The 23,249-nt window shown below is 63.9% G+C and carries 17 protein-coding genes and 1 pseudogene; 9 read left to right on the forward strand and 9 right to left on the reverse strand.

Features of this window, described 5'->3' with window-relative positions:
• The 5 genes from ACI8UR_RS05885 to ACI8UR_RS05905 form a co-directional block, all read left to right on the forward strand.
• A partial coding sequence (locus ACI8UR_RS05885; protein ID WP_415087659.1) for an OB-fold nucleic acid binding domain-containing protein occupies positions 1-1,546 on the forward strand: 1,546 nt, incomplete at its 5' end.
• A gap of 66 nt (positions 1,547-1,612) precedes the next feature.
• Complete coding sequence (locus ACI8UR_RS05890) at positions 1,613-2,536, forward strand: hypothetical protein (protein WP_411716171.1); 924 nt, start codon at positions 1,613-1,615, stop codon at positions 2,534-2,536.
• Between the two features lie 35 nt (positions 2,537-2,571).
• Entirely contained in the window at positions 2,572-4,257 is a 1,686-nt protein-coding gene (locus ACI8UR_RS05895; RefSeq protein ID WP_411716172.1) for a tRNA uridine(34) 5-carboxymethylaminomethyl modification radical SAM/GNAT enzyme Elp3, read from the forward strand.
• A gap of 167 nt (positions 4,258-4,424) precedes the next feature.
• Positions 4,425-5,102, forward strand: coding sequence for an MBL fold metallo-hydrolase (locus tag ACI8UR_RS05900; RefSeq protein WP_411716173.1), 678 nt, complete (start codon positions 4,425-4,427; stop codon positions 5,100-5,102).
• A 41-nt stretch (positions 5,103-5,143) separates the two neighbouring features.
• Complete coding sequence (locus ACI8UR_RS05905) at positions 5,144-6,172, forward strand: NAD(P)/FAD-dependent oxidoreductase (protein WP_415087660.1); 1,029 nt, start codon at positions 5,144-5,146, stop codon at positions 6,170-6,172.
• Positions 6,173-6,178: 6 nt separating this feature from the next.
• On the opposite strand, the gene ACI8UR_RS05910 is transcribed toward ACI8UR_RS05905, so the two are convergent.
• The 3 genes from ACI8UR_RS05910 to ACI8UR_RS05920 all read right to left on the reverse strand — a co-directional run bounded on the left by ACI8UR_RS05910 (position 6,179) and on the right by ACI8UR_RS05920 (position 9,239).
• Positions 6,179-7,204 (reverse strand): lysylphosphatidylglycerol synthase transmembrane domain-containing protein, encoded by a 1,026-nt coding sequence (locus ACI8UR_RS05910; RefSeq protein ID WP_411715351.1) that lies wholly within the window; start codon positions 7,202-7,204, stop codon positions 6,179-6,181.
• A 72-nt stretch (positions 7,205-7,276) separates the two neighbouring features.
• Positions 7,277-8,560, reverse strand: coding sequence for a glycosyltransferase (locus tag ACI8UR_RS05915; RefSeq protein WP_411715352.1), 1,284 nt, complete (start codon positions 8,558-8,560; stop codon positions 7,277-7,279).
• Positions 8,561-8,885: 325 nt separating this feature from the next.
• Positions 8,886-9,239, reverse strand: a complete 354-nt coding sequence (locus ACI8UR_RS05920) for a hypothetical protein (protein ID WP_411715353.1) — start codon at positions 9,237-9,239, stop codon at positions 8,886-8,888.
• A gap of 86 nt (positions 9,240-9,325) precedes the next feature.
• Here ACI8UR_RS05920 and rqcH point away from each other — a divergent pair, with 86 nt between their 5' ends.
• From rqcH to ACI8UR_RS05935, 3 genes are read left to right on the forward strand one after another with little or no spacing between them, the layout of a single operon-like run.
• Positions 9,326-11,443, forward strand: coding sequence for a ribosome rescue protein RqcH (gene rqcH, locus ACI8UR_RS05925; protein ID WP_411715354.1), 2,118 nt, complete (start codon positions 9,326-9,328; stop codon positions 11,441-11,443).
• A gap of 59 nt (positions 11,444-11,502) precedes the next feature.
• Positions 11,503-12,342, forward strand: a complete 840-nt coding sequence (locus ACI8UR_RS05930) for a DUF4013 domain-containing protein (RefSeq protein WP_411715355.1) — start codon at positions 11,503-11,505, stop codon at positions 12,340-12,342.
• Between the two features lie 44 nt (positions 12,343-12,386).
• Positions 12,387-13,454 carry an mRNA surveillance protein pelota gene (locus ACI8UR_RS05935; protein WP_411715356.1) on the forward strand — a complete coding sequence of 356 codons (1,068 nt, stop codon included), beginning with the start codon at positions 12,387-12,389 and terminating at the stop codon, positions 13,452-13,454.
• Here the strand turns inward: ACI8UR_RS05935 and ACI8UR_RS05940 are convergent, their stop codons facing one another.
• A complete protein-coding gene (locus ACI8UR_RS05940; protein WP_411715357.1) occupies positions 13,455-14,213 on the reverse strand; it encodes an MBL fold metallo-hydrolase in 759 nt (252 codons plus the stop codon).
• Between the two features lie 104 nt (positions 14,214-14,317).
• Between ACI8UR_RS05940 and ACI8UR_RS05945 the strand changes: the two genes are divergently transcribed.
• Positions 14,318-17,110, forward strand: coding sequence for an ATP-dependent helicase (locus ACI8UR_RS05945; protein ID WP_415087662.1), 2,793 nt, complete (start codon positions 14,318-14,320; stop codon positions 17,108-17,110).
• Here the strand turns inward: ACI8UR_RS05945 and ACI8UR_RS05950 are convergent, their stop codons facing one another.
• From ACI8UR_RS05950 to ACI8UR_RS05970, 5 genes and pseudogenes are all read right to left on the reverse strand, one after another.
• Complete coding sequence (locus tag ACI8UR_RS05950) at positions 17,111-18,337, reverse strand: lactate racemase domain-containing protein (protein ID WP_411715436.1); 1,227 nt, start codon at positions 18,335-18,337, stop codon at positions 17,111-17,113. It abuts the gene before it with no gap.
• A 3-nt stretch (positions 18,338-18,340) separates the two neighbouring features.
• On the reverse strand, positions 18,341-20,926 hold the full coding sequence (locus ACI8UR_RS05955) for an RtcB family protein (RefSeq protein ID WP_411715437.1): 2,586 nt from the start codon (positions 20,924-20,926) through the stop codon (positions 18,341-18,343).
• Positions 20,906-21,214 (reverse strand): annotated as a pseudogene (locus ACI8UR_RS05960) (RtcB family protein); the annotation flags it as partial. The pseudogene ACI8UR_RS05960 and the gene ACI8UR_RS05955, both read right to left, overlap by 21 nt.
• A 362-nt stretch (positions 21,215-21,576) precedes the next feature.
• Positions 21,577-22,731 (reverse strand): acyl-CoA dehydrogenase family protein, encoded by a 1,155-nt coding sequence (locus ACI8UR_RS05965; RefSeq protein WP_411715435.1) that lies wholly within the window; start codon positions 22,729-22,731, stop codon positions 21,577-21,579.
• Between the two features lie 61 nt (positions 22,732-22,792).
• Positions 22,793-23,227: a cyclic nucleotide-binding/CBS domain-containing protein gene (locus ACI8UR_RS05970; protein ID WP_411715434.1), complete on the reverse strand. Its 435-nt coding sequence runs from the start codon at positions 23,225-23,227 to the stop codon at positions 22,793-22,795.
• Positions 23,228-23,249: the final 22 nt, after the last annotated feature.

Here is a 23,249-nt window from a genome sequence, read left to right on the forward strand (position 1 = left end):
GGAAGCCGAAGCCGAAGCGGAAGCACAGGAGGAAGCCGAAGAAGTCCCTGAGACGGCGGAGTTGAACCGAATCGACGTCGACTCGCTGCGTGAACACGTCGGCGACGTGGTTCGGCTTGAAGGCGAAGTCGTCTCCGTACGACAGACCTCCGGCCCGACGGTGTTCGAACTGCGTGACGAGACCGGCGTCGTCGACTGTGCGGCCTTCGTCGAGGCGGGCGTCCGAGCCTACCCCGAAATCGAGGCCGACCATATCGTCCGACTGGACGGCGAGGTTCGGCTCCGACGCGACGAGATCCAGGTCGAAACCGAATCGCTCGTCGAACTCGAAGGCAAGGCACTCGGCGCGGTCGAAACCCGAATGGACGAGGCGCTGGACAACCGCGCCAGCCCGGAGACCACGCGGCTGCTCGCCGATGACGATGCGGTGACGGAGATTCGAGACGACATCACTGACGCTGCGACCGCTATTCGCCGCGCAGTGCTCGAATCCCGACCGGTCGTCGTTCGACACGACGCCACGGCGGACGGTTACGTCGCTGGTGCGGCTATCGAGCGGGCCGTGCTGCCGCTCATCGAATCCGAGCACGCCACCGCCGACGCGGTGTATCATTACTTCGACCGCCGGCCGCTCGAGGACGGCGTCTACGACATGAACGACGCGACGAAAGACGCCACGCGGATGCTCGGCGACCGGGAGCGTCACGACGAGAAACTCCCGCTTTTCGTCTTCGCCGCCGCCGGGTCGACGGCCGCCTCGACTGACGGCCTCGAATTGCTCGACATCTACGGCGCGCCGCGCGTCGTCCTCGACGGCCGCCCGGCCGACGAGGAGGTCGTCGACGAGATCGGCTCGCTTGTCACCGTCGAACAGCGCACCGCCACCACGGTCGCCGCCAACGTCGCCGCCGCCGTCAACGACGACGTCTGGGACGACCTCGAACATCTGCCGGCCATCAGCTACTGGGACGATACGCCGTCGGTGTACGCCGACCTCGCCGCAGAGGCAGGCATCGACGAGGAGATGGCCCGCAAACTGCGCGAAGCCATCGCACTGAAAGCGTTCTATCAGTCCTATGAGGACAAACGCGAACTCATCATCGACCTCCTGTTCGAGAAGCGGACGGGCCTCGCAGAGCAGGTCTCCGAACAGTTCGAGACGAAGATGGATGCGGCGCTCGACACCGCGACGGCGAACCTCGATGAGCGTGAAATCGACGGTGCGACCGTGACGGTGCTCGACACCGAAGCGTACACGAACGAGTACAACTTCCCGCCGACGCGGCTCCTGCTCGACGAGCTCGCACGCCGGCTCGATGTCGATGCAGTGATCGGCGTTGCGAAGGACGAACTCCACATCCGCACCGAGGCCGCCCTCGACCTCGAGGCGGTCGTCGCCTCGCTGCAGTTGTCGGCCCCCGAGGCCGGCGTCTCCAACCCCGGCGCTCGACAACCGAAGATCGAGTTCCTGGCCGGCGAACGCGACGCCGTGCTCGATGCGGTCGTCGACGCGGTCGCAGAGCAGATCGCCGCGCCCTCCGCGTAACGCGACTACTTCTCCGCCGGCCTACTGCGCCGGATGCGTTTTCTCGCTGGCTTCCCAACGAAGGGTATGCACCGTCGGTCACTCCTCGTCGCGCTCGGTGCCGGATTGGCCGGCTGCAACAGCCGCAGTGCCGACAGTTCGGAGCCACAGCCGACGGTTACCCCGGCCCCGCTCCCGGAGGACGAACCGACGACGGGCGAGCCGCTCGCAGTCGAGGACTCGGGTTTCGATGCCGACATCGGGACGCCGGACGACGTTCAGTTCTTCCACGAACTCGACCCCGGTTTCGAGCTCGGTCTCGTGCCGAGTCAGGAACGGTTCACGCCGTCGACGACGGCGGCAGCAATCCGACTCCAGAACGACCGCCCGTCCCCACTGTTCGTTTCCTCGGGCTGGAATCTCCGGAAATACACCGGCGAACGCTGGGTGCGGATTCTCGCGCCGCATCTCAACCGTGGCGGCATCACGTCCGTCGCCGCCGAAAGCGAGTGGCGACGCCAACATCGCATCACGAACGTCTTCAGCCTCCCGATTCTCGGGCCGGGGCTGTACGCCCGCGTCGAGGACGTGCGCGTCAATGACGGGAGCATCGGCGGCGAGATACGCTCGCTCGGCGCGCTGTTCGAGGTCGAGGGGACGACGTACGATGTCACCCCGAAACGACCGGCCGAACGCGACGGCGATACGGCGATGCTCGTCGTCAGCGAGACGACGGACGCGGTGACGGTGTTCGAGCAAATCGAGGAGGATGACGTTCCCGCTTCGACCGTTTCGCTCGTGCCGGAGGTCATCGGTGCGATACCGTTGTTCCGGGACGCGGTTCCGCTGCTCGACTCCGTCTCGGAGGTGCGTGTCCAGTCGCCTTCGTCGCCGCTGACCTTCGAATACCTCTCGGAGGCGCCGGTTCGAGACGTGCCCGTCGGGCCGGAGACGCGCTTCGAACACGATGGCGTGGTGTTCACCGTTCGCGTCGTCGACCCCAACCGCTAGCCACTTACCGCCGGGCGTCCTTGTTCCGACAGCGAATGAGTACCGATGTCGACCCGGCCGACACCGAGGCGTTCGAACGCGTGTGTGAGTCGCTCGTCGAGGACATCCTCGCGGGTGACATCGACCGCGACGACCTCGAATCCGCCAAGATGGACGCCTGCCGGGAGTATTCCTCGCCGAAGGTACCGAAGAACACCGAACTGCTCGATTACGCCCCCGAGGAGCACCGCGAGGAACTGGAGCCGATTGTGCGGCGAAAGCCCGTCCGCACGGCTTCGGGTGTCTCGCCCGTAGCTATCATGACCTCGCCGCACACCTGCCCGCACGGGAAGTGTCTCTACTGCCCCGGCGGGCCGGCATCGGAGTTCTCCTCCTCGCAGAGCTACACCGGCCACGAGCCGGCGGCCGCCCGTGGCGTCCAGAACGATTACGACCCGTATGGCCAGGTGACGCTTCGGCTGCATCAGTTGCGGAAAATCGGCCACCCCGTCGACAAGGTCGAACTCATCCTGATGGGCGGGACGATGACCGCACGCAGCCACGACTATCAGGAGTGGTTCGTCAAGCGCGCCCTGGAAGCGATGAACGATTACGACCTCGATGCGGAACCGACCCCGAGCGAGGAGAAGTCGTTCAAGCCCGACCCCGACGACGTCGAGTTCAGCTATCTGGAGGATGTCATCGCCGAAAACGAGACGGCGCCGATTCGGAACATCGGCACCACCTTCGAGACCAAGCCGGACTGGTGTGACCCAGAGCAGATCGACCGGATGCTCGACCTCGGCGGCACCAAAGTCGAGGTCGGCGTCCAGACGACCTACGAGCGCGTGAACCGCGAGATGCACCGCGGACACGGCGTCCAGGCCTCCCTCGACGCCAACCGACGGCTCCGTGATTCGGCGTTCAAGGTGGGGTACCACATGATGCCTGGTCAGCCCGGCATGTCCAAGGAGATGTGCCTGCAGGATTTCCGCGAGCTCTTCGAGAACTCCGATTGGCGGCCGGATTACCTCAAAATCTACCCGACGCTCGTCGTCCGCGACACGATCACCTACGACATGTGGCGCAACGAGGAGTACGACCCGCTCACAAACGAGGAAGCCGCAGAGTTAGTCGCGGAGATCAAATCCATGATTCCGCGGTACACGCGGCTCCAGCGCGTCCAGCGTGACATCCCCGCCGACTTCATCGACGCCGGCGTCTGGAAATCCAACCTCCGACAGCTCGCCCGCAAGCGGATGGACGAACACGGCTGGGACTGTGACTGCATCCGCTGCCGTGAGGTCGGCATGAACGACGAGGAGCCGGAGACCGTCGAGATGGATGTCATGACCTACGAGGCGGCGGGCGGCACGGAGCATTTCATCTCCTTCGAGGACTTCGAGAACGACCTTCTCATCGGCTTCTGTCGGCTCCGCTTCCCCAACGACCCGGTTCGTCGCGAACTGGACAACGCGGCGCTCATCCGAGAGCTCCACGTGTACGGGAACGAGGTCGGCGTGGGCAGCGAGGCGCCACGCGCCTCGGATGCGAGCGGTGAAACCGCGAGCGCCCACCAGCACAAGGGGTACGGTCGTCGGCTGCTCGAAAAGGCCGAACACATGGCCGCCGACGCTGGCTACGAGAAGCTCTCGGTCATCTCGGGCATCGGCGTCCGGGAGTACTACCGCGAGAAACTCGGCTACTACCAGGACGGCCCGTACGTCTCGACGCGGCTGTAATCAGCGCAGCGACCCGGCGCAATCGCGGCCCGTGCCTGTTCGAGCGTTTCTCCGATTTTCGTCGCTCGATCGCCGAGGATGCCGTCGTCGCCACATTCTCCGAACAGCACCGGGTGAATCCCACCGCTTCTCGGGGGTTAATATGCCTCGACGCGGAACGGATACGCATGCCGCGACGCGTCGCCGACGGCGTCCACCTACTCGACGTTGGCTGGCCGGAGCCGGTCGGGTCGAACGCCTATGTAGTCGATGATGGCGACGTGACGCTCGTCGATACCGGTCTCCCGATTCCGCGGCGGTCGCTCTCCGGTGAACTCCGGGCGGCCGGCTTCGAGACAGCCGATATCGACCGGGTGCTCTTGACCCATTACGACATCGACCACGTCGGCGGATTGGGCCGGCTCGACGTGGATGTTCCAGTGTATCTCGGTGCCGCCGACGCGGAACTCGTCCGTCGGTCGTGGTCGCCGCCGTGGCGTCACCACAAGGGCGCGTTCCACCGCCTCGTCCGTCGGCTCTTCTCGCTGTCGAGCGTCGACCTCCGACCCGTCGAGGACGGGGACGAAATCGGTGGCTTCCGAGCGGTTCATACGCCCGGCCACAACCCCGGACATACGGTCTTTCTCCACGAGGGCTCCGAGACGGCGCTGCTCGGCGACCTCGTGTGGGAATCCGACAGGCAGTTCGTTTCGCCACCGTGGCTGGATTCATACGACAAAGAAGAGATCGCGACGAGCATCGGCCGCGTCGCCGAGGAGTCGTTCGAGCACGCCTGTGTCGGACACGGAACGCCCCTCTCGCCGGCGGCGGACGCAACACTGCGCGCATTGGCGGCAGAGTTGTAGGACGAGCGCGCGTTTTTGCGGGGCGCCCCCGTAGCCCCTGCATGGAACTCGCCATCGTCGGAGCGGGCGCTGCTGGCGCCGCCGCAACGTATGCGCTCCGTGACACCGATGTCGACGTGACCGTCTTCGAGAAGTCGCGGGGTGTCTGCGGCCGCGCCGCGACCCGCCGAAAGCACGGCTGCCGGTACGACCACGGCGCAAACTACGTCAAATCGAACAGTCCACGGGTGAACGAACTCATCACGGAGACGCTCCCGACCGACGGCCTCGTCGACATCCAGGAGCCGGTCTGGACGTTCGATGCAGCCGGCGATATCGAACCCGGTGAGAGCCGCGACGACCACAAGTGGACGTACGAAGACGGCATCACTCAGTTGGGAAAGCGGCTTTTCGACCGCGCCGACGCCGACATCGAGTTTGAAACACGCGTGGGGCGGCTCTCACACAGTGGCGGCAACTGGTGGCTGCTCGACACCGACGGCAACGATCTCGGGACGTTCGACGCGGTGCTTCTGACGCCGCCAGCGCCACAGACGGCCGATATCCTCGCGGCCACGGAGTGGAACGATTCGCTTCTGGCCGATATCCAGGCTGCCGTCGATGCAGTCCCGTATCGCACCATCTACGCCGTCCTCCTGCACTACCCCTTCGAGGTCGAGTATCCGTGGTACGGACTGGTCAACACCGACCGCGAACACCCGGTCGGCTGGCTCTCGCGTGAGGAACTGAAGGACGGCCACGTTCCGGCCGGCGAATCGCTTTTTGCCGCACAGATGTCTCCAGAGTGGTCGGTTGACCGGTATGAGGATCCAAGCGAGGCGGTGAAAGCCGATGCGGCGGAACTGGTCGCAGACTTACTCGACGACGAGCGATTCGCCGACCCCGATTGGACGGACAGACAGGGATGGCGGTACGCACTGCCTGACGATGGCGTCGACGACATCGTCAGAGATGCCGAACCACACGGGCTCTACGTCGCAGGCGATTGGGTTGTCGGCGACGGACGCGTCCATCTCGCTGTCGAGAACGGGCTTGAGGTCGGCGAACGAATCGCCGACGACAGCGCCTGAACAGGGTTAGGCCCGCGCCAGCACCCAGAAAGCGGCGAGCCCGCCGACGCCGATGACGAACCAGTAGCTCGTCAGCCGGTAGACGGTCGTGACCGCGAGCGCCTCGTTGGCTGAGAAGGCGACGAGGGCGGCCAAAAGCGCGATGAGCGTGCCCTCAATCGCGGCGAGGCCACCTGGCAGCGGCGTCGACCCCGCGATGACGGTGACGGGCACCAGAAAGCAGACCAGTAACAGCGGCACCGGGAGGCCGAGTGCGAGCCCGGAGAAGTACAGCGGGAGCGCAAAGAGTATCCACCCGAGGTAAGCGAATCCGACCGCGGCAAGAAGCGCCCGCGGCGCGTCGGCGATGAGCTCGACCGATTCATACAGGTGTTCGATGCGACTCTCGACGCCCTCGATGGTGAATCGGTTGGTTCGGCTCGTTATCGGGAGAAGCGCACGCAGAATACCGTTCTTGACCCGTCCCCGATAGAGCCACAGGGCGACGATAACGGCAGGGAGTCCGATGGCCAGCGCAACGAGCAACGCCGCGAAGACCTCGGTTCCGGTCGGAAGCGCAGCCGTGAACAGCAGGTAGCCGAGGCCGAAGAGCCCAACACTGAAAAACGGCAGCAGACGCAGCAGGTCGGCAGTCACGACGCTCGCGAGACTCTCCTCGTAGCTGGCCTCGGTGTCTCTTGCGAGGATGTACGCGATGAAGGGCTCGCCGCCCGCCTGTCCCATCGGGGTGACGTAGTTCGCGAACGTCGCGGCGTAGAACGTCACGATGAGTTCTCGGTACGGGACGGAGATATCGATGGCTTCGAGCACGATCTGCCAGGTTTTGGCCCACGCGGCCAGACAGAGAAGGGTTGATAGACATGCCACGGCGACCCAGCGGAGGTCGGCGGCTGCGAGCCGGCGAATCGTCTCCTCCCACCCGATGACGGCGCCGAGGAGGTATACCAGAACGATGGCGATAGCGAAGCCAGCGCCGATCTTGACCGACGTGCGCGGGTCGATTGGCCACAGTCGCGATCCGTCTCCGGACATCGTCACAGTCCCACAATCAGGCCCCACCCGCTAGAGGTTTGCGGATATTATCGTTGCCGAAGCCGTCGGGTTTCAACTGCCGATCTTGGTCACTTGGTACCACTCTCCCTCCCAGGTGAGGTAGTACTCCAGGAACGACTTGACCGTCAGGATACCGTGGCCGAAGTACACCAGCGGGACGAGGAAGACGCCCGGCAGGAAGCCATCGACGTGGCCGGCGCGGTAATCGTGCAGCCAGACCGCGCCGACGGTTGCCAACACGAGACCATACGGAACGAGGAACGCGGATTCGATCCCCTGGACGGTGAGGATGAGGATGTGGGAAAGCACAACGAGCATGAACGCGCCGGCCATGAGGCCGCCAGCGGCGCGGCCGATGGAGAGGATGTCATCGAAGCCGAGGTCGCCGTCCAGGGCTTCCTGGATTCGTGAGTGGACGACCTCGACGTGGCCGATACGCCAGCGTTTTCGCTGCCCCCAGAGGTCACGAACCGAGTGGGGCGCCTCCATCGTATTGGCGCAGCTTCGATCCTGTTTGACCGTGAGATTCGCGCGATAACATTTGTGCGAGAAGTCGATGTCCTCGGTCAGCTTGTCGTCGTAGCCGCCAGCGAGCTCGAAGGCGGTTCGGGTGAATGCTGTCGACGAGCTCTGACAGTGGGTGAAGCCAGCGAGGTCGGCCGCGGCGTAGCCGGTGTGGACGACGAGTCGCTCACAGTACGCAAGCGTCTCCACGACGCCGGTCGGCCGGGGAATGCGCCGACCCTGGAAGACGTCGACATCACCGAGCAGATTCCCCATCGCCGTCGGAATGAACATCGGCGAGATGGATTCGTCGGCGTCGAACACGGCGAAGTAGTCGGCGTCGCTCTCGCGGACGGCGTGGTTGATGGCCAGCGCCTTCGACCCCGGGTCTCCGTTGACCAGGCACTCGACGGCGTCGTATTCGGCAGCCAACTCCTCGGCTCGGTTCCGAGTCGTTGGGTCGTCGGGTTCGACGACGACGGCGACCGAAAGCGAATCGTAGGCGCTCTCAACGAGACTTTCGACACAGACGTCGACGATGTCCGCATCGCGATACGCTGGGACGATAGCCTGGACATCCGGCCCCGAGAGAACGGGGTCGGGGCCGTTGTCGCGCCAGACATCCCAGACGACGTAGGCCCCCGTAATCGCCACGAAGGCGAAGGAAGCGCCGATGGTCACGATGCCTTCGAAGAACGATACGTGAACGGACAGCGGGACGATAGTCACCGTCCACATATCGATCCCGGACAGTACCCCGACGACTACGAGCGCGCCGACCCCACAGACCGTGCCTGCGATTTCGGTGAGGCGTCGGGATGATGTATGCATAGTATATACCACTTATTTTCAGGTAATCAGCCTTACGTATTTGTTCTGCGAGACGATTCAGTGATGAAGGTTTCCTTGTGCTGATATTAAAATGATGGCATCTTCGAGGAATCGAAGCTCCAGGCAAGCCCATCACCGTACAGATTTGTCGTGTGATGGAGTTGTCTGTCCGCCTACCGCTCGTACACGTAGGCGCTCAGTTTCGCGTCGACGTCTGAAAGCACGGACGATCCGTGAAAAACGAGGCCATCCGCGAAATCGTATTCGAGAAGCCGCGTCAGCGACCGTTCGGCTTGATTACGGTCGTCGGTACACCTGGTTCAAATCACCAAGCGATGCTGACGGTGCGATACGCGCCGGCGGCCACGAGGCCGGCCGAGACGAGCGCGAGCCAGAAGACGCCGCCGAAACGCAGCGAGCGTGGCTGCAGGACAGCGAGGATAAGCGTCAGAACACCGACCGCGGTCGCCGCGCGGAGGGCGAGATGGTCGAGTGCCTCACGAAAGGCGAGCACACCGGACAGAAGCAACAGCGCACCAGTGCCGACGACGAGGAGGCCGGTCACGAACGGGTCGAACGGCGGCGGTGCGAAGCCAGCGACCAGGAACTCGGCGGTACCGATGGCCGCGACAGCACCCCCCACGAGCATCGCGATGGCGGCGGAGAGACGGTCGTCCATACCGCTCGTCCGGCGACCATGTCCTAAGGGGTTGCGAAGCGAGCGAACCCGTCAGGCCTTTCTCCGGGCCGCGTGAGCGTTGGAGTATGGACAGAAAGCGGGCGATGACGAGCGTCGACCTCGCCGCCCAGGTCGGCGAACTCCGGGATTACACCGGCGCCGTCGTCGATAAGGCCTATCTCTACGGCGACGACCTCGTGCGGCTGAAGATGCGGGATTACGACCGCGGCCGCATCGAGCTCATCGTCGAGGTCGGCGACCCAAAGCGAGCCCACGTCGCCACGCCGGAGCACGTTCCCGATGCCCCAGGCCGGCCACCGAACTTCGCGATGATGATGCGGAACCGAATCGCGGGCGCGAACTTCGTCGGCGTCGAACAGCACGGTTTCGACCGCATCCTCACCTTCGAGTTCGAACGCGAGGATGCGACCACCTACGTCGTCGCCGAACTGTTCGGGGACGGCAACATCGCCGTGATGAACGAAGACCGCGAGGTCATCGACTCTCTCGACACCGTCAGGCTGCGCTCCCGCACCGTCGCTCCGGGTTCCCAGTACGGCTACCCCGAGTCGCGATTCAATCCCCTGCAGTGTGACTACGACGCCTTCGAGGCGAAGATGGAGCAGTCCGATACCGACCTCGTGCGGACGCTCGCGACGCAGTTGAACTTCGGCGGCCTCTACGCAGAGGAGCTCTGTACCCGCGCTGGCGTCGAGAAAACGGTCGATATCGCCGATGCCACCGACGAACAGTACGAGGCGCTTTTCGGCGCACTCGAACGGATGCGCGAGCGGATTCACGAGAGTCGCCTCGACCCGCGGCTCTACGAGGAGACCGAAGAGGAGACGACGAAGGTCGTCGATGCGACGCCGCTGCCGCTCGAAGAACACGAGGCCGAGGGGTACGACGCGACGGCGTTCGAGAACTTCAACGGCGCTATCGACGAGTATTTCCACCGGCTCGAGCAGGAATCCGAGGCGGCCAGCGAGGCGCCGGGAAGCTCTCGACCGGATTTCGAGGCGGAAATCGAGAAGTACAAACGCATTATCGAACAGCAGAAGGGCGCCATCGAGGATTTCGAAAAGCAGGCCGAGACCGAACAGGAGAAGGCGGAACTGCTGTACGGCAACTACGACCTCGTGGACGAAATCTGCTCGACGGTACAGGAGGCCCGCGACGGCGGGGTTCCGTGGACGGATATCGAGGCGACGTTCGAGGAGGCCGCCGAACAGGGCATTCCGGCGGCTGAGGCCGTCGTAGGCGTCGACGAGGCTGAAGCGATGGTCACCATCGAAATCGACGACGCCCGAATCGACGTTGACCCCTACATGGGCGTCGAGAAGAACGCCGACCGTCTCTACACCGAGGCCAAGCGCATCCGGTCGAAGAAGGAGGGCGCCCAATCAGCCATCGAGGACACTCGCGAAGACCTCGAGGATGTCAAACAGCGCCGTGAGGAATGGACGGAGCCAGGTGAAGAGGAGGAGACAGAGGCGGAGGAAGCCGTCGAGCGGGATTACCTCTCGATGGGGTCGGTTCCGGTTCGGTACGACGAGCAGTGGTACGAACGGTTCCGTTGGTTCCGGACGAGTGATGGGTTCCTCGTTCTCGGCGGCCGCAACGCCGACCAGAACGAGGAGCTCGTCAAGAAGTACATGGAGCCCTCGGACTGCTTCTTCCACGCGCAGGCCCACGGCGCGCCGGTGACGATTCTGAAAGCGACCGAACCCGACGAGGCTGCTCGGGACGTCGACATCCCCGACTCCAGCACGGAGGAGGCCGCCCAGTTCGCCGTCTCATACTCGTCGGTCTGGAAAGACAAGAAGTTCTCCGGCGACGTCTACGAGGTTGATCCCGATCAGGTATCGAAAACACCCGAAAGCGGCGAGTATATCGAGAAAGGCAGTTTCGTCATCCGGGGCGACCGGAACTACTACCGGGACGTGCCGGTCGGTGTCGCTATCGGCATCAAATGCGAGCCGGACACCCGCGTCATCGGCGGGCCGCCGGACGCAATCGAGCCACGAGCCGAAACCTCAGTGCGGCTGGAGCCTGGCCAGTTCGCCCAGAACGACATCGCGAAACGAATCTACCGGACGTTCCGGGAGCGCTTCGAGGACACCAGTTTCATCCGGAAGATCGCCAGTCCCGACCGGGTTCAGGAGTTCTGCCCCAACGGCGGCAGCCGGATGGTCGGGGAGTGATTCCAGGCGGGGATTCCTCGTCCCGTGGTTATAAGCGCAGGCCGGCCGTCGAGTCGGCTATGTTCCGTGAGGCGTTGGATTATCCGACGAGACCACCGGCAGGCGGTCGGGCCGTTCTCATCGGTGGTGCGCTGTTGCTCCTGCTTTTCATGTTGGTCGTCGCCGGCAGCCTCGGCCCGGTGTACGTGCTGCTCAGCCTCCTGGCACTCCTCCCGTGGCTCATCGTCCGCGGGTACTACGTCCAGGTCGTCCGGACGACCATCGGCCACGACTACCCCACCCCGCCGCAGTTCACCGAGTACGGCCGCCTTCTTTCGGATGGGTTCAAGGCACTCGTCATCGCGGTGCTGTACGTTCTCCCAGCAGTCGTCGTCTTGGGCCCGCTCATCTACATCCGGTCGCTCGACGTCGACCTCGGGACAGTGCTCGCCGCTGCCGGCCTCCCATCGGCGTTCGTGACCCCCGCCCTCTCCGGCATCGGGATGGTCGCCCTGTTCGCGTTCATGTATCTCATCGGTGCGTTGTACGCGATCCCGGTCGGCGTCGCCCTCTTCGCCTACACGGGTCGGTTCCGTGCCGCGTTCGACCTCCAGACGGTCGCTTCCGGCGCCGGAAGCGAGGATTACGTAGTCGCGTGGTTCGTCTCACTGCTCCTGCAGGTGCTTCTGTTGCCAATCGCGTACGCGCTGCGCGTGCTCCTCATCGGATTCTTCATCCACTTTCTCGTCTCGATGGCGGTTCGGTACTGCTACGGCCGGGGCGTCGGGCGCGCACTCGACCTCGACCCACTCGTTCCCGACAAGGCCACGGAACCCAGCGATGGCACGCCGTGGGACGAGGAGGCGTTGACACCGGCCGTCCGCCCGGTGAGTGACTCGGCCGACAGCGACCGCCGGTAGCGAGGAAGGGTAGCGCACTTAGGGATGCCGCTCGGAGTCGGCGTATGCGCATCGCCGATCGCGAGGCTGTCGAGGGACGAGGCGAGCGTATCACGCTCGTCCCCGAGAGCCTCGACGACCTGTGGCACCTCACCTACATTCTAGAGCCCGGCGACCTCGTTTCCGGCGACACCACCCGGCGAATCCAACGCGAGGATGATAAGATGCGGGACACCGGTGGCCAGCGCGAGCCGATGTGGGTGCAGATCGAGGTCACCGATGTCGAGTTCGCGAAGTTCGCGAACCGCCTGCGTGTCGGCGGCGAAATCGTCGATTGCTCCCGTGAAGACCAGCTCGGCTTCCATCACACGCTCAACATCGAGGAACACGACGAGATCACCGTCGAGAAGGTCTGGCAGGTCGACCAACTGGAGCGACTCGAAGAGGCCGTTGAGGCGGCTGAACAGCCCGATGTCGCCATCGCGACAGTCGAAGAAGGGGAGGCACACGTCCACACCGTCGCCCAGTACGGCGTTGACGAACGCGCGTCGATTACGGGCACGACCGGCAAAGGCGAGTACGCCCGCGGCCGCGAGGAACTGTTCGCCGAGCTGACGGAGATACTGAAGCGGATGGACGCCGAGGCCATCATCCTCGCCGGCCCGGGCTTTACGAAACAGGACGCCCTCGACTACATCGAGGATACCGCTCCCAAGGTGGCCGAGAAGATACAGATGGTCGATACCGCCGCTGTCGGCGACCGAGGCGTTCACGAAGTGCTCAAACGGGGCGCCGTCGACCGCGTGCAGACGGAGACCCGCATCTCGCGGGAGGCCGAACTCATCGACGAACTGATGGAACGCATCGGCGAGGGTGCGAAGGCGGCCTATGGCGTCGAGGAGGTACAGAAGGCAGCCGATTACGGCGCCACCGACACCGTGCTTATCCTCGATAAGCGGCTCCGTGAGGAACGGGCCGGCGAAGGCGACTGGGACGTCGACGTCAACGAACTCGTCAAGAGCGTCGAACGGCAGGGCGGCGACGTAACCGTCTTCTCCCACGAGTTCGACCCCGGCCAGCAGCTCTCGAATCTCGGGGGTATCGCGGCGCTGCTCCGCTATCGACTGGAATGATTACTGCTCCGTAACGGAGAACGTTAGCCCGTCGCGCGCCATTCTGACATCGCCATCGAAGCGTTCCTCGACTGACTCGATCATCTCCTCGTGGCGGCCATCGGTGTGCGGGTACAGGTGAGTCAGATAGACGCGGCCGATATCGCACCCGGCAAGCGTCTCACCGAGCTGTGACGGCGTCGGATGGTTGTCAACGTCGATATCGTCGGGGAACGAACAGTCGTGGGCGAGGACGACCGAACCGTTGGCAAGGTCGGCCACGGCCTCAGTCGCCTCGGTGTCCGCTGAAAACGTGAACACGGCGTCCTCGGTCTCGAATCGATAGGCGAGACAGTACATCGAATGCACCGTCTCGGTGGCTGACACGTCGTAGCCGGCGACGGAGAACGACCCCGGTTCGACTTCCCGGAACGTGAGGTCGAAGCGGTCTTCCATATAGTCGTGAACCGAGAGGAGGCCCTCGACGAGTTCCTGCGTGCGGTCGGGGCCGACGATTTCGAGTTCAGTCTCGCCAGCGAGCCACCGCGCTTTCAGAAGCGCCATCAGGTCAGAAACGTGGTCGAGATGGTGGTGGGTGAGAAGCACCGTGCCGATGCCCTCGTAGCCGACATCGGTGCTGGCGAGGCCGTGTAAGACGCCGCTGCCGCAGTCGACGAGCAGCGGGTCGGCGTCGCCCTTACGGTCTTCCAAGAGGAGGCCGGTCTGGAACCGCTCGCCCGTTGGCATGGCGGCTCCGGTGCCGAGAAACGTCACGTGCATGTCGGCAACGATGATGGCCGTCGGCAAGTGTGCTGGGGTTGGACAGCCCCATCGCACCGCCGATAGCCAAACCCACTTGCCGGTTCGGCGCATACCCGGTTCCGATGGGAGGAGACGCCGAGGCCGTCGCACGAGAGCGACTGATGGGACAAGGGTTCGACTACGACCCCGACTCCGTCGCCATCGACGACGCCGATGCCTTCGCACGGCTCGACCCCGCCGTCCAGCGGTGGTGGGTCGAGCAGTTCGGTGCGTTCGTCCCGAGCAACGGCGGCTTCTTCACGCCGCCACAGAAGGAGGCCATCCCGCTCATCGACGACGGGGAGAACTGCCTGGTCGCGGCCCCGACTGGCAGCGGAAAGACGCTCGCGTCGTTCACGGCCATTATCAACGACCTCTTCGACCAGGCGCGAGCGGCGGATGGCCTCGACAACAGCGTCTACTGTCTGTACATCTCGCCTTTGAAATCGCTCGCGAACGACATCCACCGGAACCTCACGGAGCCGCTCGACGGCATCACCGAACGCCTCGATGAACGCGGCGAATCCGTCGATATCCGTCACGCCATCCGGCACGGCGACACGAGCGACAGCGACCGCCAGCGGATGCTGACGGAGACGCCACATATCCTCAATACGACGCCGGAAACGCTCGCAATCTTGCTCAACAGCCCGAAGTTCAAGCGGAAACTCGAGACGGTCGAGTACGTCATCGTCGACGAGATTCACTCGCTGGCCGACAACAAACGCGGCACCCACCTCTCGGTGTCGCTCGAACGGCTCGAAGCGATGTGTGAGACGTCGCCGACCCGCATCGGCTGCTCGGCGACCGTCGAACCCCTGGAGACGATGGGGGAGTTCCTCGTCGGCGGCGGGCCGGGGGAAACAGCAGACGACGAATACGACCCCGATGGCTGGCAGCCACGCGATTACGAACTCGTCGACGCACGCTTCGTCCGGGAGTTCGATATGCAGTTGACGTGTCCGACTGACGACCTCATCAATACGCCACGGGACGTGGTCACCGACCGTTTCTACGGACAGTTGGACGACCTCGTCGCCGAGCACACGAACACGCTCGTGTTCACGAACACGCGGTCGGGTGCCGAACGCGTCCTGCAGAACCTCAGAGAGCGCGGCGACTACGACGAATCGAACTCCGGGTGTCACCACGGCTCCCTGTCGAAAGACCGGCGGACGGAAATCGAGGAAGGACTCAAGCAGGGCGAACTCGACGTGGTGACGACCTCCACGTCGCTGGAACTCGGCATCGACATGCCGCATATCGACCTCGTGGTACAGGTCGGCTCGCCGAAATCGGTGGCCTCGCTCCTCCAGCGCGTGGGGCGGGCGGGCCACCAGCTCGGTGAGACGGTCAAGGGTCGCGTCATAGCGCTCGACCGCGACGAACTCATCGAGTGTGCGGTGATGCTCAAGAAAGCCGAAGAGGGGTTCGTCGACCGCGTGTTCGTCCCGGAGAACGCTCACGACGTGGCCGCCCAGCAGGTGTACGGGATGGCTATCAACGGCCCGCTACCCGAGGCCGAACTCAAGAACATCGTCCGGCGTGCCTACCCCTACCGGCGCTACGACGACGGCGAGTTCGAGCACCTGTTCCGCTATCTGACGGCCGGCTACGAGGGCATGGAGGACAGGAACGTCTACGCAAAAATCTGGCGGGACGAGAACGACCCGCCGGGCGGCGAGCACCACTACGAGGCGTTCGAGCCGGGAACGCCACTCGTCGGCAAGCGCGGCCGATTGGCCCGCGTCATCTACATGACGAACCTCGGCACCATTCCGGATTCGTTCACCTGCGACGTGTTCACCCGGTCGGGCGACGAGTGGGTCGGCCAACTCGACGAGGCGTATCTCGACACGCTGGAGACGGGCGACGTGTTCGTCCTCGGCGGCTCACGCTACGAGTACCGGTACCGGCGGGGGTCGAAAGTCTACGTCGACCCCACGAGCGCGCGGGCGACCGTTCCCTCGTGGTTCTCCGAGCGACTGCCGCTGAGCTACGACCTCGGTCGGGAGATACTCGCCTTCCAGCGCGAGCTGCTCGACCGCTTCGAGGAGGGAGCACCCGCCGTCCGCCACTGGCTCCGGGAGTTCCCGCTCAATGAGAACACCGTCCGGGCGATCACCCGGATGTTCGAGTCACAGCTCCGGTATGCGGGCCGTGAGAGCATCTCGACCGACCGCCGGCTCGCTATCGAAGTCGAACTCGACCACGACGAGTACCGGCGGAACTACTACATCCACGCCAACTACGGCCGGCGGTTCAACGACGGCCTCTCGCGACTGGTCGCCTACCGCTGTGCACAGCAGGCAAATACGAACGTCAAGCTCGCCGTGGCCGACCACGGCTTCACGCTCTCGATGCCGCTCAACCGGAAGGTCGACCTCGAAGGCGTAATTCACGACATCGACCCCACCGAGGTTCGCGCCGACCTCCGCGCCGCCCTCGACGGCACCGACCTCCTCAAGCGATATTTCCGCATCAACGCGACTCGCTCGCTGATGATTCTGAAGCGGTACAAGGGCCACGAAAAATCCGCGAGCCAACAACAGGTCTCCAGTGAGATGCTCATCAGTTTCGCACAGGAGAAGGCCGATTTCGCCGTCATGGAGGAGACGTACCGAGAGATACTGGAGGACAAACTCGACGTCGGCGCGGTCGAGACGTTCTTCGCCGGCGTCGAATCGGGCGATATCGACGTGACTGTCCAGCAGGTCGAGACGCCGACGCCGAGAGCGTTCGGCCTCGCGACGCTGATGGCCAGCGACGTTGTGCTCGCCGAGGACGAATCTGCCGTCCTTCAGGAGTTCCACGACCGCGTGATGGCGGAGATCGACGGCGACGGCACCGACAGCGTCACCGTCGGAACCGACTGATTACACCAGAAGCGTGTTCAGCGCGTCCGGAACAACCAGTACGGCGCTTCCGGGGTCGACCGCATCCGCGACGGATTCGCGGGCGGTCATCAGACACGCCTCGACGACCTCTGGGGCCTGACTGTTCGTCACGTACACGTCGTGTTCGCGGAGCGCGCGAGCGACGACGAAGGCGCGCTGTGCCCCCGGTTCGTAGCCGTCCCGCATCGCTTCGTACAGCGCCTCGGCGCTGTGTGCCTCCGAGAGCCACTCGTAGAAGCGCTGTTCGCCAGTTCCTTCGCCCGCGCCCTCGGAGAGTTCCGCCGGGATGACGACTCGGCCGCCCTCTCGCAGGGGGTTGTTCGCACCCAGAATCACGTACGTCGCGGCGCGCGTGGTCTGATAGAGGTTCGCGTCTTTTGGCGCACCGACGCCGGCGACGACGGCGTCGTACCCCTCATCGATTGTGATGGAGAGTGCCTCCTTAGCGCTTGCTGCGAGGGTACGAACGACACGTCGCGGGACACCTGCTGCGACGTCGAGGATGCCCGCTGGCCCGTGCGTGACGTTCAGGCAGAATTCGAGGTCGCAGACGTCGCCAGCCTCGTCGACAGCCGCCCGGAAGGGGTTATCCTCGATGCTGCCGAGTCGGACGCCCTCTTTCGAGAGCATCTCGGGGCCGTGCGTATAGCGGATGATGGGTTCGCCGCCGGCGCCGATAGCGACCGTCTTGCCGCCGCCGGAGAAGCCGGCGTACTGGTGGGGTTCGACCATTCCCGTCGCGAGCACGCGGTCTGCGAGCGCGACGCGACGATTGAGTTCGATAGGTGTGCCGTCCACCTCTCCGACCTCGACGGTGTTGTCCGGGTCGTGGTTCACGGCGAGGTCAGCGTGCTCGCCGAGCATTTCGTCGAGTTCCGCGTCGGTCATCGGTCGATGGAGGCCGAGCCCGACGACGATGTTGACCTGCTCCCGGTAGACGCCGACGCGCTGGAGCTCCGACAGGAGCACGTCAACGAGAACGTCGTCCGGCGTCGCTCGCGTGATGTCCGTGACGACGATAGCGACCGTGTCATCGGGGTCGACAAGTGCCGTGAGTTCGGGGCCCTCGGGGTTGGCGACTGCCCGCTTGGCAGCTTCGCGGACGTCGACTGCCTCACCGCCGGGTGGGTCGGCCACCGTCACCTCACAGTCCGGCAGGTCGACGTCGAGCGACCCATCGCCGAGCAGCAGTTCGAAGCCAGCCATCGCTCAGCCCTTGATATTACAGACTGGGTAGACGCGGGCGACCTTGTCGCCGATTCCGAGTTCGTCGCTGACGCGGACGACCTCGTCGACGTCCTTGTAGACGCCCGGCGCTTCCTCGGCGATTGTCGCGCCGCTTTGGGCCTTCACGTACACCTGCTGTTCGCGGAGGTCGTCCTGAACGTCGCCGCCCCAGAACTCGTCTTTGGCCTGGGTGCGACTCATCAGGCGGCCGGCGCCGTGGGCCGTCGACCCGAACGTCATTTCCATCGATTCCGACCCGCCGCAGAGGACGTACGACCCCGCGCCCATGCTGCCCGGGATGATGACCGGCTGGCCGACATCGCGGTAGGCTTTCGGCACCTCGTAGTGCCCGGCCGGGAACGCCCGGGTCGCGCCCTTCCGGTGGACGAACAGTTCGCGCTCCTCGCCGTCCACCTCGTGAACCTCCTTCTTGGCGATGTTGTGCGACACGTCGTAGAGCAGCTCCATCCCCAAGTCCTGCCACGGCGTGTCGAAGACGTCCTCGAACACCGTCCGCGTTCGGTGGGTGATGAGCTGGCGATTGACCCACGCGAAGTTGATGGCTGCACACATCGCGCCGTAGTACTCCTTGGCGAGCTGCGAGCCGGCCGGCGCCGCCGCGAGCTCCTTGTCGGGCAACTGCGACAGCAGCTCGCTGTGGGCCTGTTCGATGTCCCGGAGATAGTCGTTACACACCTGATGGCCCAGACCCCGGGAGCCACAGTGAATGAGGACGACGATCTGGTTTCGTTCGAGACCGTACGCGTCGGCGATTTCCTCGTCGAAGATGTCGGTGACGCGCTGGACTTCGAGGAAGTGATTGCCCGAGCCGAGCGAGCCGAGCTGATTTCGGCCACGGTCTTTGGCTTTCTGTGAAACGGCGTCAAGGTCGGCGTCCGTCCGAACGCCCTCGTCCTCACAGTGTGCGAGGTCGGTGGCGGTGGCGTAGCCTTCTTCGTGGGCCCAGTCGACGCCACGAGAAAGGACGGCCTCCATGGTGTCGGCGTCGCCGTTGACGATGCCGCCGCCGCCGAGCCCCGATGGAATGGCCTCGAAGAGTGCATCGACCAACTCCTCCTCCTTGCCCTGGACGTCCTGGTAGGTGAGGTTTGTTTTCACCATCCGGACGCCGCAGTTCGAAACCACGAGCCCGTTCGCCACGAAGTTGTGGGCGTCGTGCTCGACGCCGATGTCGTATACAGTCTCTTCACCTGCGGGCTCGATGGACGCTATCTCCACCGGTACAGTCAGGTTCTCGGTGACCTCCGTCGACTCGCAGAACTCCTCAAACGTGGGGAAATCGGCTGGTGGTCGCGGTCTGCCCGAACGGCCGCTCCAGGCGCTCCGTTCGATGAACCGGTCGTTGATATCGTATCTTTCCCTCAGCGCCGAGACCGACGTTCCGCCATCTGCCAGTGCCTCGACCTCCGATGCGATGTCCGCTCTGCGGTCGATGACGTGTTCTTTCCGCCGAAGGTACTGGACTGCCAGCACCGCTTTTCGTCGTTTGTCCCTGTTGTAGCAGAATCCCACCTTCGAGAAGAACCGGCGGAGGTTCTCCGAGTCGTTCTTGACACCCAGACGTAGCCGTTCAGTGTCCTTGGATTCGGCTTCGAACCGCTCCATCTCGTTCGTCTCGATACCCAGTTCGGTCAATGCCTGGGCGATACCGTCGAGGAACTCCTCACCGGCATCCGCTACGGAGGTTCGGCGGTTCTGGGAGACTTTCGGACAGTAGAGGTTTGTATTCGACATCGCGGACGGCGCATTCATCTCGGCACTGAAATACGCCGACATGTAGAGCGCTCGCTGCCAGTCGGCGAGCCGGTCGAACCACCCGGGAAGTCCGAAGTCGGATTCGACCTTTCTTCCGTCCGGAACCCCCAGTCGGACGAGTAGCTGTTTGAATCCGTGAGCGCCAACCTTCACGCTGTGCTCGGTACGGGTGAACTCGTTCCCATCTATCTCGTGGTCGCGCTCGCGGGAATAAATCCGCGATGGTGTGAAGCCGAGCGCGTCGACGTCTTCTCGAATCGTCTGGAGGTCTTCCGGATCGGCATAGAACCAGGTTTGTCGGCCTCTGAAGGCCCCATCTCCGGTATGGAATCCAGCCAGTTTCAACAGTCGGTTGAACGCCTCGTCCGTCGACTTCAGCGGGAGGAGGTCGTTACGTTTCAGGAACCCTACTAGCTGGGGATCTTCATCCTCGAAATCCTGCTCAGAGAGGATGGTGAAATCCTCGGGGTCTTCGTGTTCTATTCCCTCGAAGGGGTGGACGAACACGGTATCACCTTGGCCGAGTTCATCGAGTTCGATCTTCCCGTCGGGAGTGAGGAAGCGATGATCACCGGTCGCACGGAGCGTCCGGCCGGTTTCGGTCTCGATCTCGAACACGTCCCGATCGTGGGATTCCGTGAACAGTCGGAGGTTCGATGTGGACAGTTCGTCGCCCGCCACGATGACTTCCTCGTCTTCGAACCGTTCGTCAAGGTCAGCTATCGGAATTCGGCGGCCGAACGAGAGTCGAACGTCCGAATCTCCTGTGAGGCAGTTGATGTCGTAGCCCACGGCTCCAGGTGAGATGACGCCGTCTTCGGCGTCGATGCCGGCGACGCCGCCGACTGGGAAGCCATAGCCCTGATGGCCGTCGGGCATACAGAGAGCGTGTTTCCGGACGCCGGGGAGGTGGGTGGTGTTCTTCAGCTGTTCCAGCGTCTTGTCGTCAGAGATCTCCTCGAGCAGCGCCTCGCTGGCGAGGACGCGCGCCGGGACGCGCATGCCGTCTTCCGGCGGAATCTCCCAGACGTAATCGCGGACTTTGTGCAGCGTGATGTCGCCCGCTTCGAAGGTGGTCATATCCGGGACTTCGCGGTGGGCCGCCCAATAAGTTACGACCCCGGGATGAGAAATTGTACAGCATCCGCGAGCGCGCAGCGCTCGCGGTTCGCGGCGACGAGCAAAGCGAGTCGCCGTAGCGAGAGCCGACTAACGCGCCCGAAGGGCGTCGTTCGAGAGAGCAAAGCTCTCTCGTGATGACGAAAGACGCCGTTGGCGTCTTTCGAACCACGGCTGGAGGCTCTCGCGCATATTTTCCCCAAGTTTTTGCCGAGTGGGTTGCGGGCCGGAGGCCCGCAACCGAATAACGTGGCGGCTTCGCCGCCACGCAACCGGTGTCGAGCGCACCGCGCTCGACCCGCGTTCGCGTGCAAAATGTGGGTTTACACCCCTTTGCCCTGGAGTTCGCGGGCGATGATGTTCTTCTGAATCTCGGAGGTGCCCTCGTAGATCTGGGTGATTTTGGCGTCGCGGTAGAAGCGCTCGGCGTCGAAGTCGTCGACGTAGCCGGAGCCGCCGTGAATCTGGACGCACTCGTTTGCGCATCTGACGGCGATACGCGAGGCGTACTCCTTGGCCATCGAGGCGAGCATCGTTAGCTGCTCATCCTTGTTTTCGACTGACCACGCGGACTTGTAGGTCAACTGGCGTGCGGCCTCGGTTTCGGTGTGCATCTCGGCGAGTTTGTGCTGGATGGCCTGGAAGTCGCCGATCGGCTGGCCGAACTGCTCGCGCTCCTGGGCGTAATCGAGCGCGCGGCGGTTCGCGCCTTTGGCGATGCCGACGCCCTGGGCGGCGACCTGCGTACGCGTCTCGTCGAAGAACTGCATCTGCTGGAGGAAGCCGGCTCCTTCCGAGCCGATGAGGTTCTCTTCGGGGACGCGGACGTTGTCGAGGATGAGTTCGGCGGTGTCGGAAGCACGAATGCCCATCTTGCCCGTGATTTTGTCCGATTCGAAGCCGTCGCGGTCGGACTCGACGATGATCTGCGAAAAGCCGTTGTAGCGACCTTCGGCGTCCGAATCGGTCTTACAGAGCACGACGAAGAAGTCCCCGATGGAACCGTTGGTAATCCACATCTTGTTCCCGTTGATGACGTACTCGTCACCATCCTTCTCGGCTCGGGTGGAGATCGACGAGACGTCGCTGCCGGCGTGGGGTTCGGAGATAGCTGACCCACAGATAGCGTCGCCGGAGGCGAGGTCGGGGAGCCACTGTTCTTTCTGCGCTTCGGTTCCGAAGGCGGTGATGGCTTCGCTCCCGAAGGCGGTGCCGAGGATGCTACCGGCGATACCGGGGTCTGCGGCGTACAACTCCTCAACGATGATGGCGGTGTCGAGCATGTCGTAGCCCGCACCGCCGTAATCGAGCGGAATCTGGGCGCCCGTCAACCCCATTTCGGCGCCCTTTTCGATGAGTTCGAGTGGTGCTTTCTCCTTGCGGTCGTACTCCGTCGCGACCGGGATGATCTCGTTCTCGGCGAAACGGCGCACCTCCTCGCGAATCTGCTGTTGGGCGTCAGTCAGCTCGAAATCCATACAACGCTTTCCGACCGATGTATGATAAAATTAAGCCACTATTTACAATGTTTGAACCAGCCTACTCCCACTCGCCGTCGACGATGTCGGGCTCGGACTGGTGGGCCATGCTCACCTGGTAGTTCGGCAGGTGCAACGCGAGGTCGGTCGTCGTGATGATGCCGATGGCCGCACCGTTCTCGACCACGGGGAGCTTCTTGACGCCGTTGTGGCCCATCCGCTCTGCGGCGGCCCGAAGCGTTTCGTGACGCTGGATGGTCACGACTGGGTCGGACATGAGCTCCGAGACGTGCGTCGTGGGGTCGAGTTCCTCGCCGACGGCGGCGACGATGTCGGATTCGGTGATGATGCCTTCGAGTCGATCCTCGCCGACGACGAGCGAGCCGATTCCCTTCTCCGTGAGGATGCGCGCCGCCTCCGCGAGCGACGCGTCCGGCGACACCGTCTCGACTGGCGAGGTCATCAACTCCTCGACGTTCGTATCTTGCTCGGTCATACGTTTACCGTCCGACCGGACA

Source organism: Natronomonas sp., assembly GCF_047616845.1.
Lineage (GTDB): Archaea > Halobacteriota > Halobacteria > Halobacteriales > Haloarculaceae > Natronomonas.

Coding starts and splice junctions, on each gene's coding strand:
- ACI8UR_RS05970 (WP_411715434.1), bottom strand. CDS start 23,227: ATGACCGAGCAAGATACGAACGTCGAGGAGTTGATGACCTCGCCAGTC.
- ACI8UR_RS05965 (WP_411715435.1), bottom strand. CDS start 22,731: ATGGATTTCGAGCTGACTGACGCCCAACAGCAGATTCGCGAGGAGGTG.
- ACI8UR_RS05905 (WP_415087660.1), top strand. CDS start 5,144: ATGGAACTCGCCATCGTCGGAGCGGGCGCTGCTGGCGCCGCCGCAACG.
- ACI8UR_RS05950 (WP_411715436.1), bottom strand. CDS start 18,337: ATGGCTGGCTTCGAACTGCTGCTCGGCGATGGGTCGCTCGACGTCGAC.
- ACI8UR_RS05915 (WP_411715352.1), bottom strand. CDS start 8,560: ATGCATACATCATCCCGACGCCTCACCGAAATCGCAGGCACGGTCTGT.
- ACI8UR_RS05930 (WP_411715355.1), top strand. CDS start 11,503: ATGTTCCGTGAGGCGTTGGATTATCCGACGAGACCACCGGCAGGCGGT.
- ACI8UR_RS05935 (WP_411715356.1), top strand. CDS start 12,387: ATGCGCATCGCCGATCGCGAGGCTGTCGAGGGACGAGGCGAGCGTATC.
- ACI8UR_RS05945 (WP_415087662.1), top strand. CDS start 14,318: ATGGGAGGAGACGCCGAGGCCGTCGCACGAGAGCGACTGATGGGACAA.
- ACI8UR_RS05940 (WP_411715357.1), bottom strand. CDS start 14,213: ATGCACGTGACGTTTCTCGGCACCGGAGCCGCCATGCCAACGGGCGAG.
- ACI8UR_RS05910 (WP_411715351.1), bottom strand. CDS start 7,204: ATGTCCGGAGACGGATCGCGACTGTGGCCAATCGACCCGCGCACGTCG.
- ACI8UR_RS05920 (WP_411715353.1), bottom strand. CDS start 9,239: ATGGACGACCGTCTCTCCGCCGCCATCGCGATGCTCGTGGGGGGTGCT.
- rqcH (WP_411715354.1), top strand. CDS start 9,326: ATGGACAGAAAGCGGGCGATGACGAGCGTCGACCTCGCCGCCCAGGTC.
- ACI8UR_RS05890 (WP_411716171.1), top strand. CDS start 1,613: ATGCACCGTCGGTCACTCCTCGTCGCGCTCGGTGCCGGATTGGCCGGC.
- ACI8UR_RS05900 (WP_411716173.1), top strand. CDS start 4,425: ATGCCGCGACGCGTCGCCGACGGCGTCCACCTACTCGACGTTGGCTGG.
- ACI8UR_RS05895 (WP_411716172.1), top strand. CDS start 2,572: ATGAGTACCGATGTCGACCCGGCCGACACCGAGGCGTTCGAACGCGTG.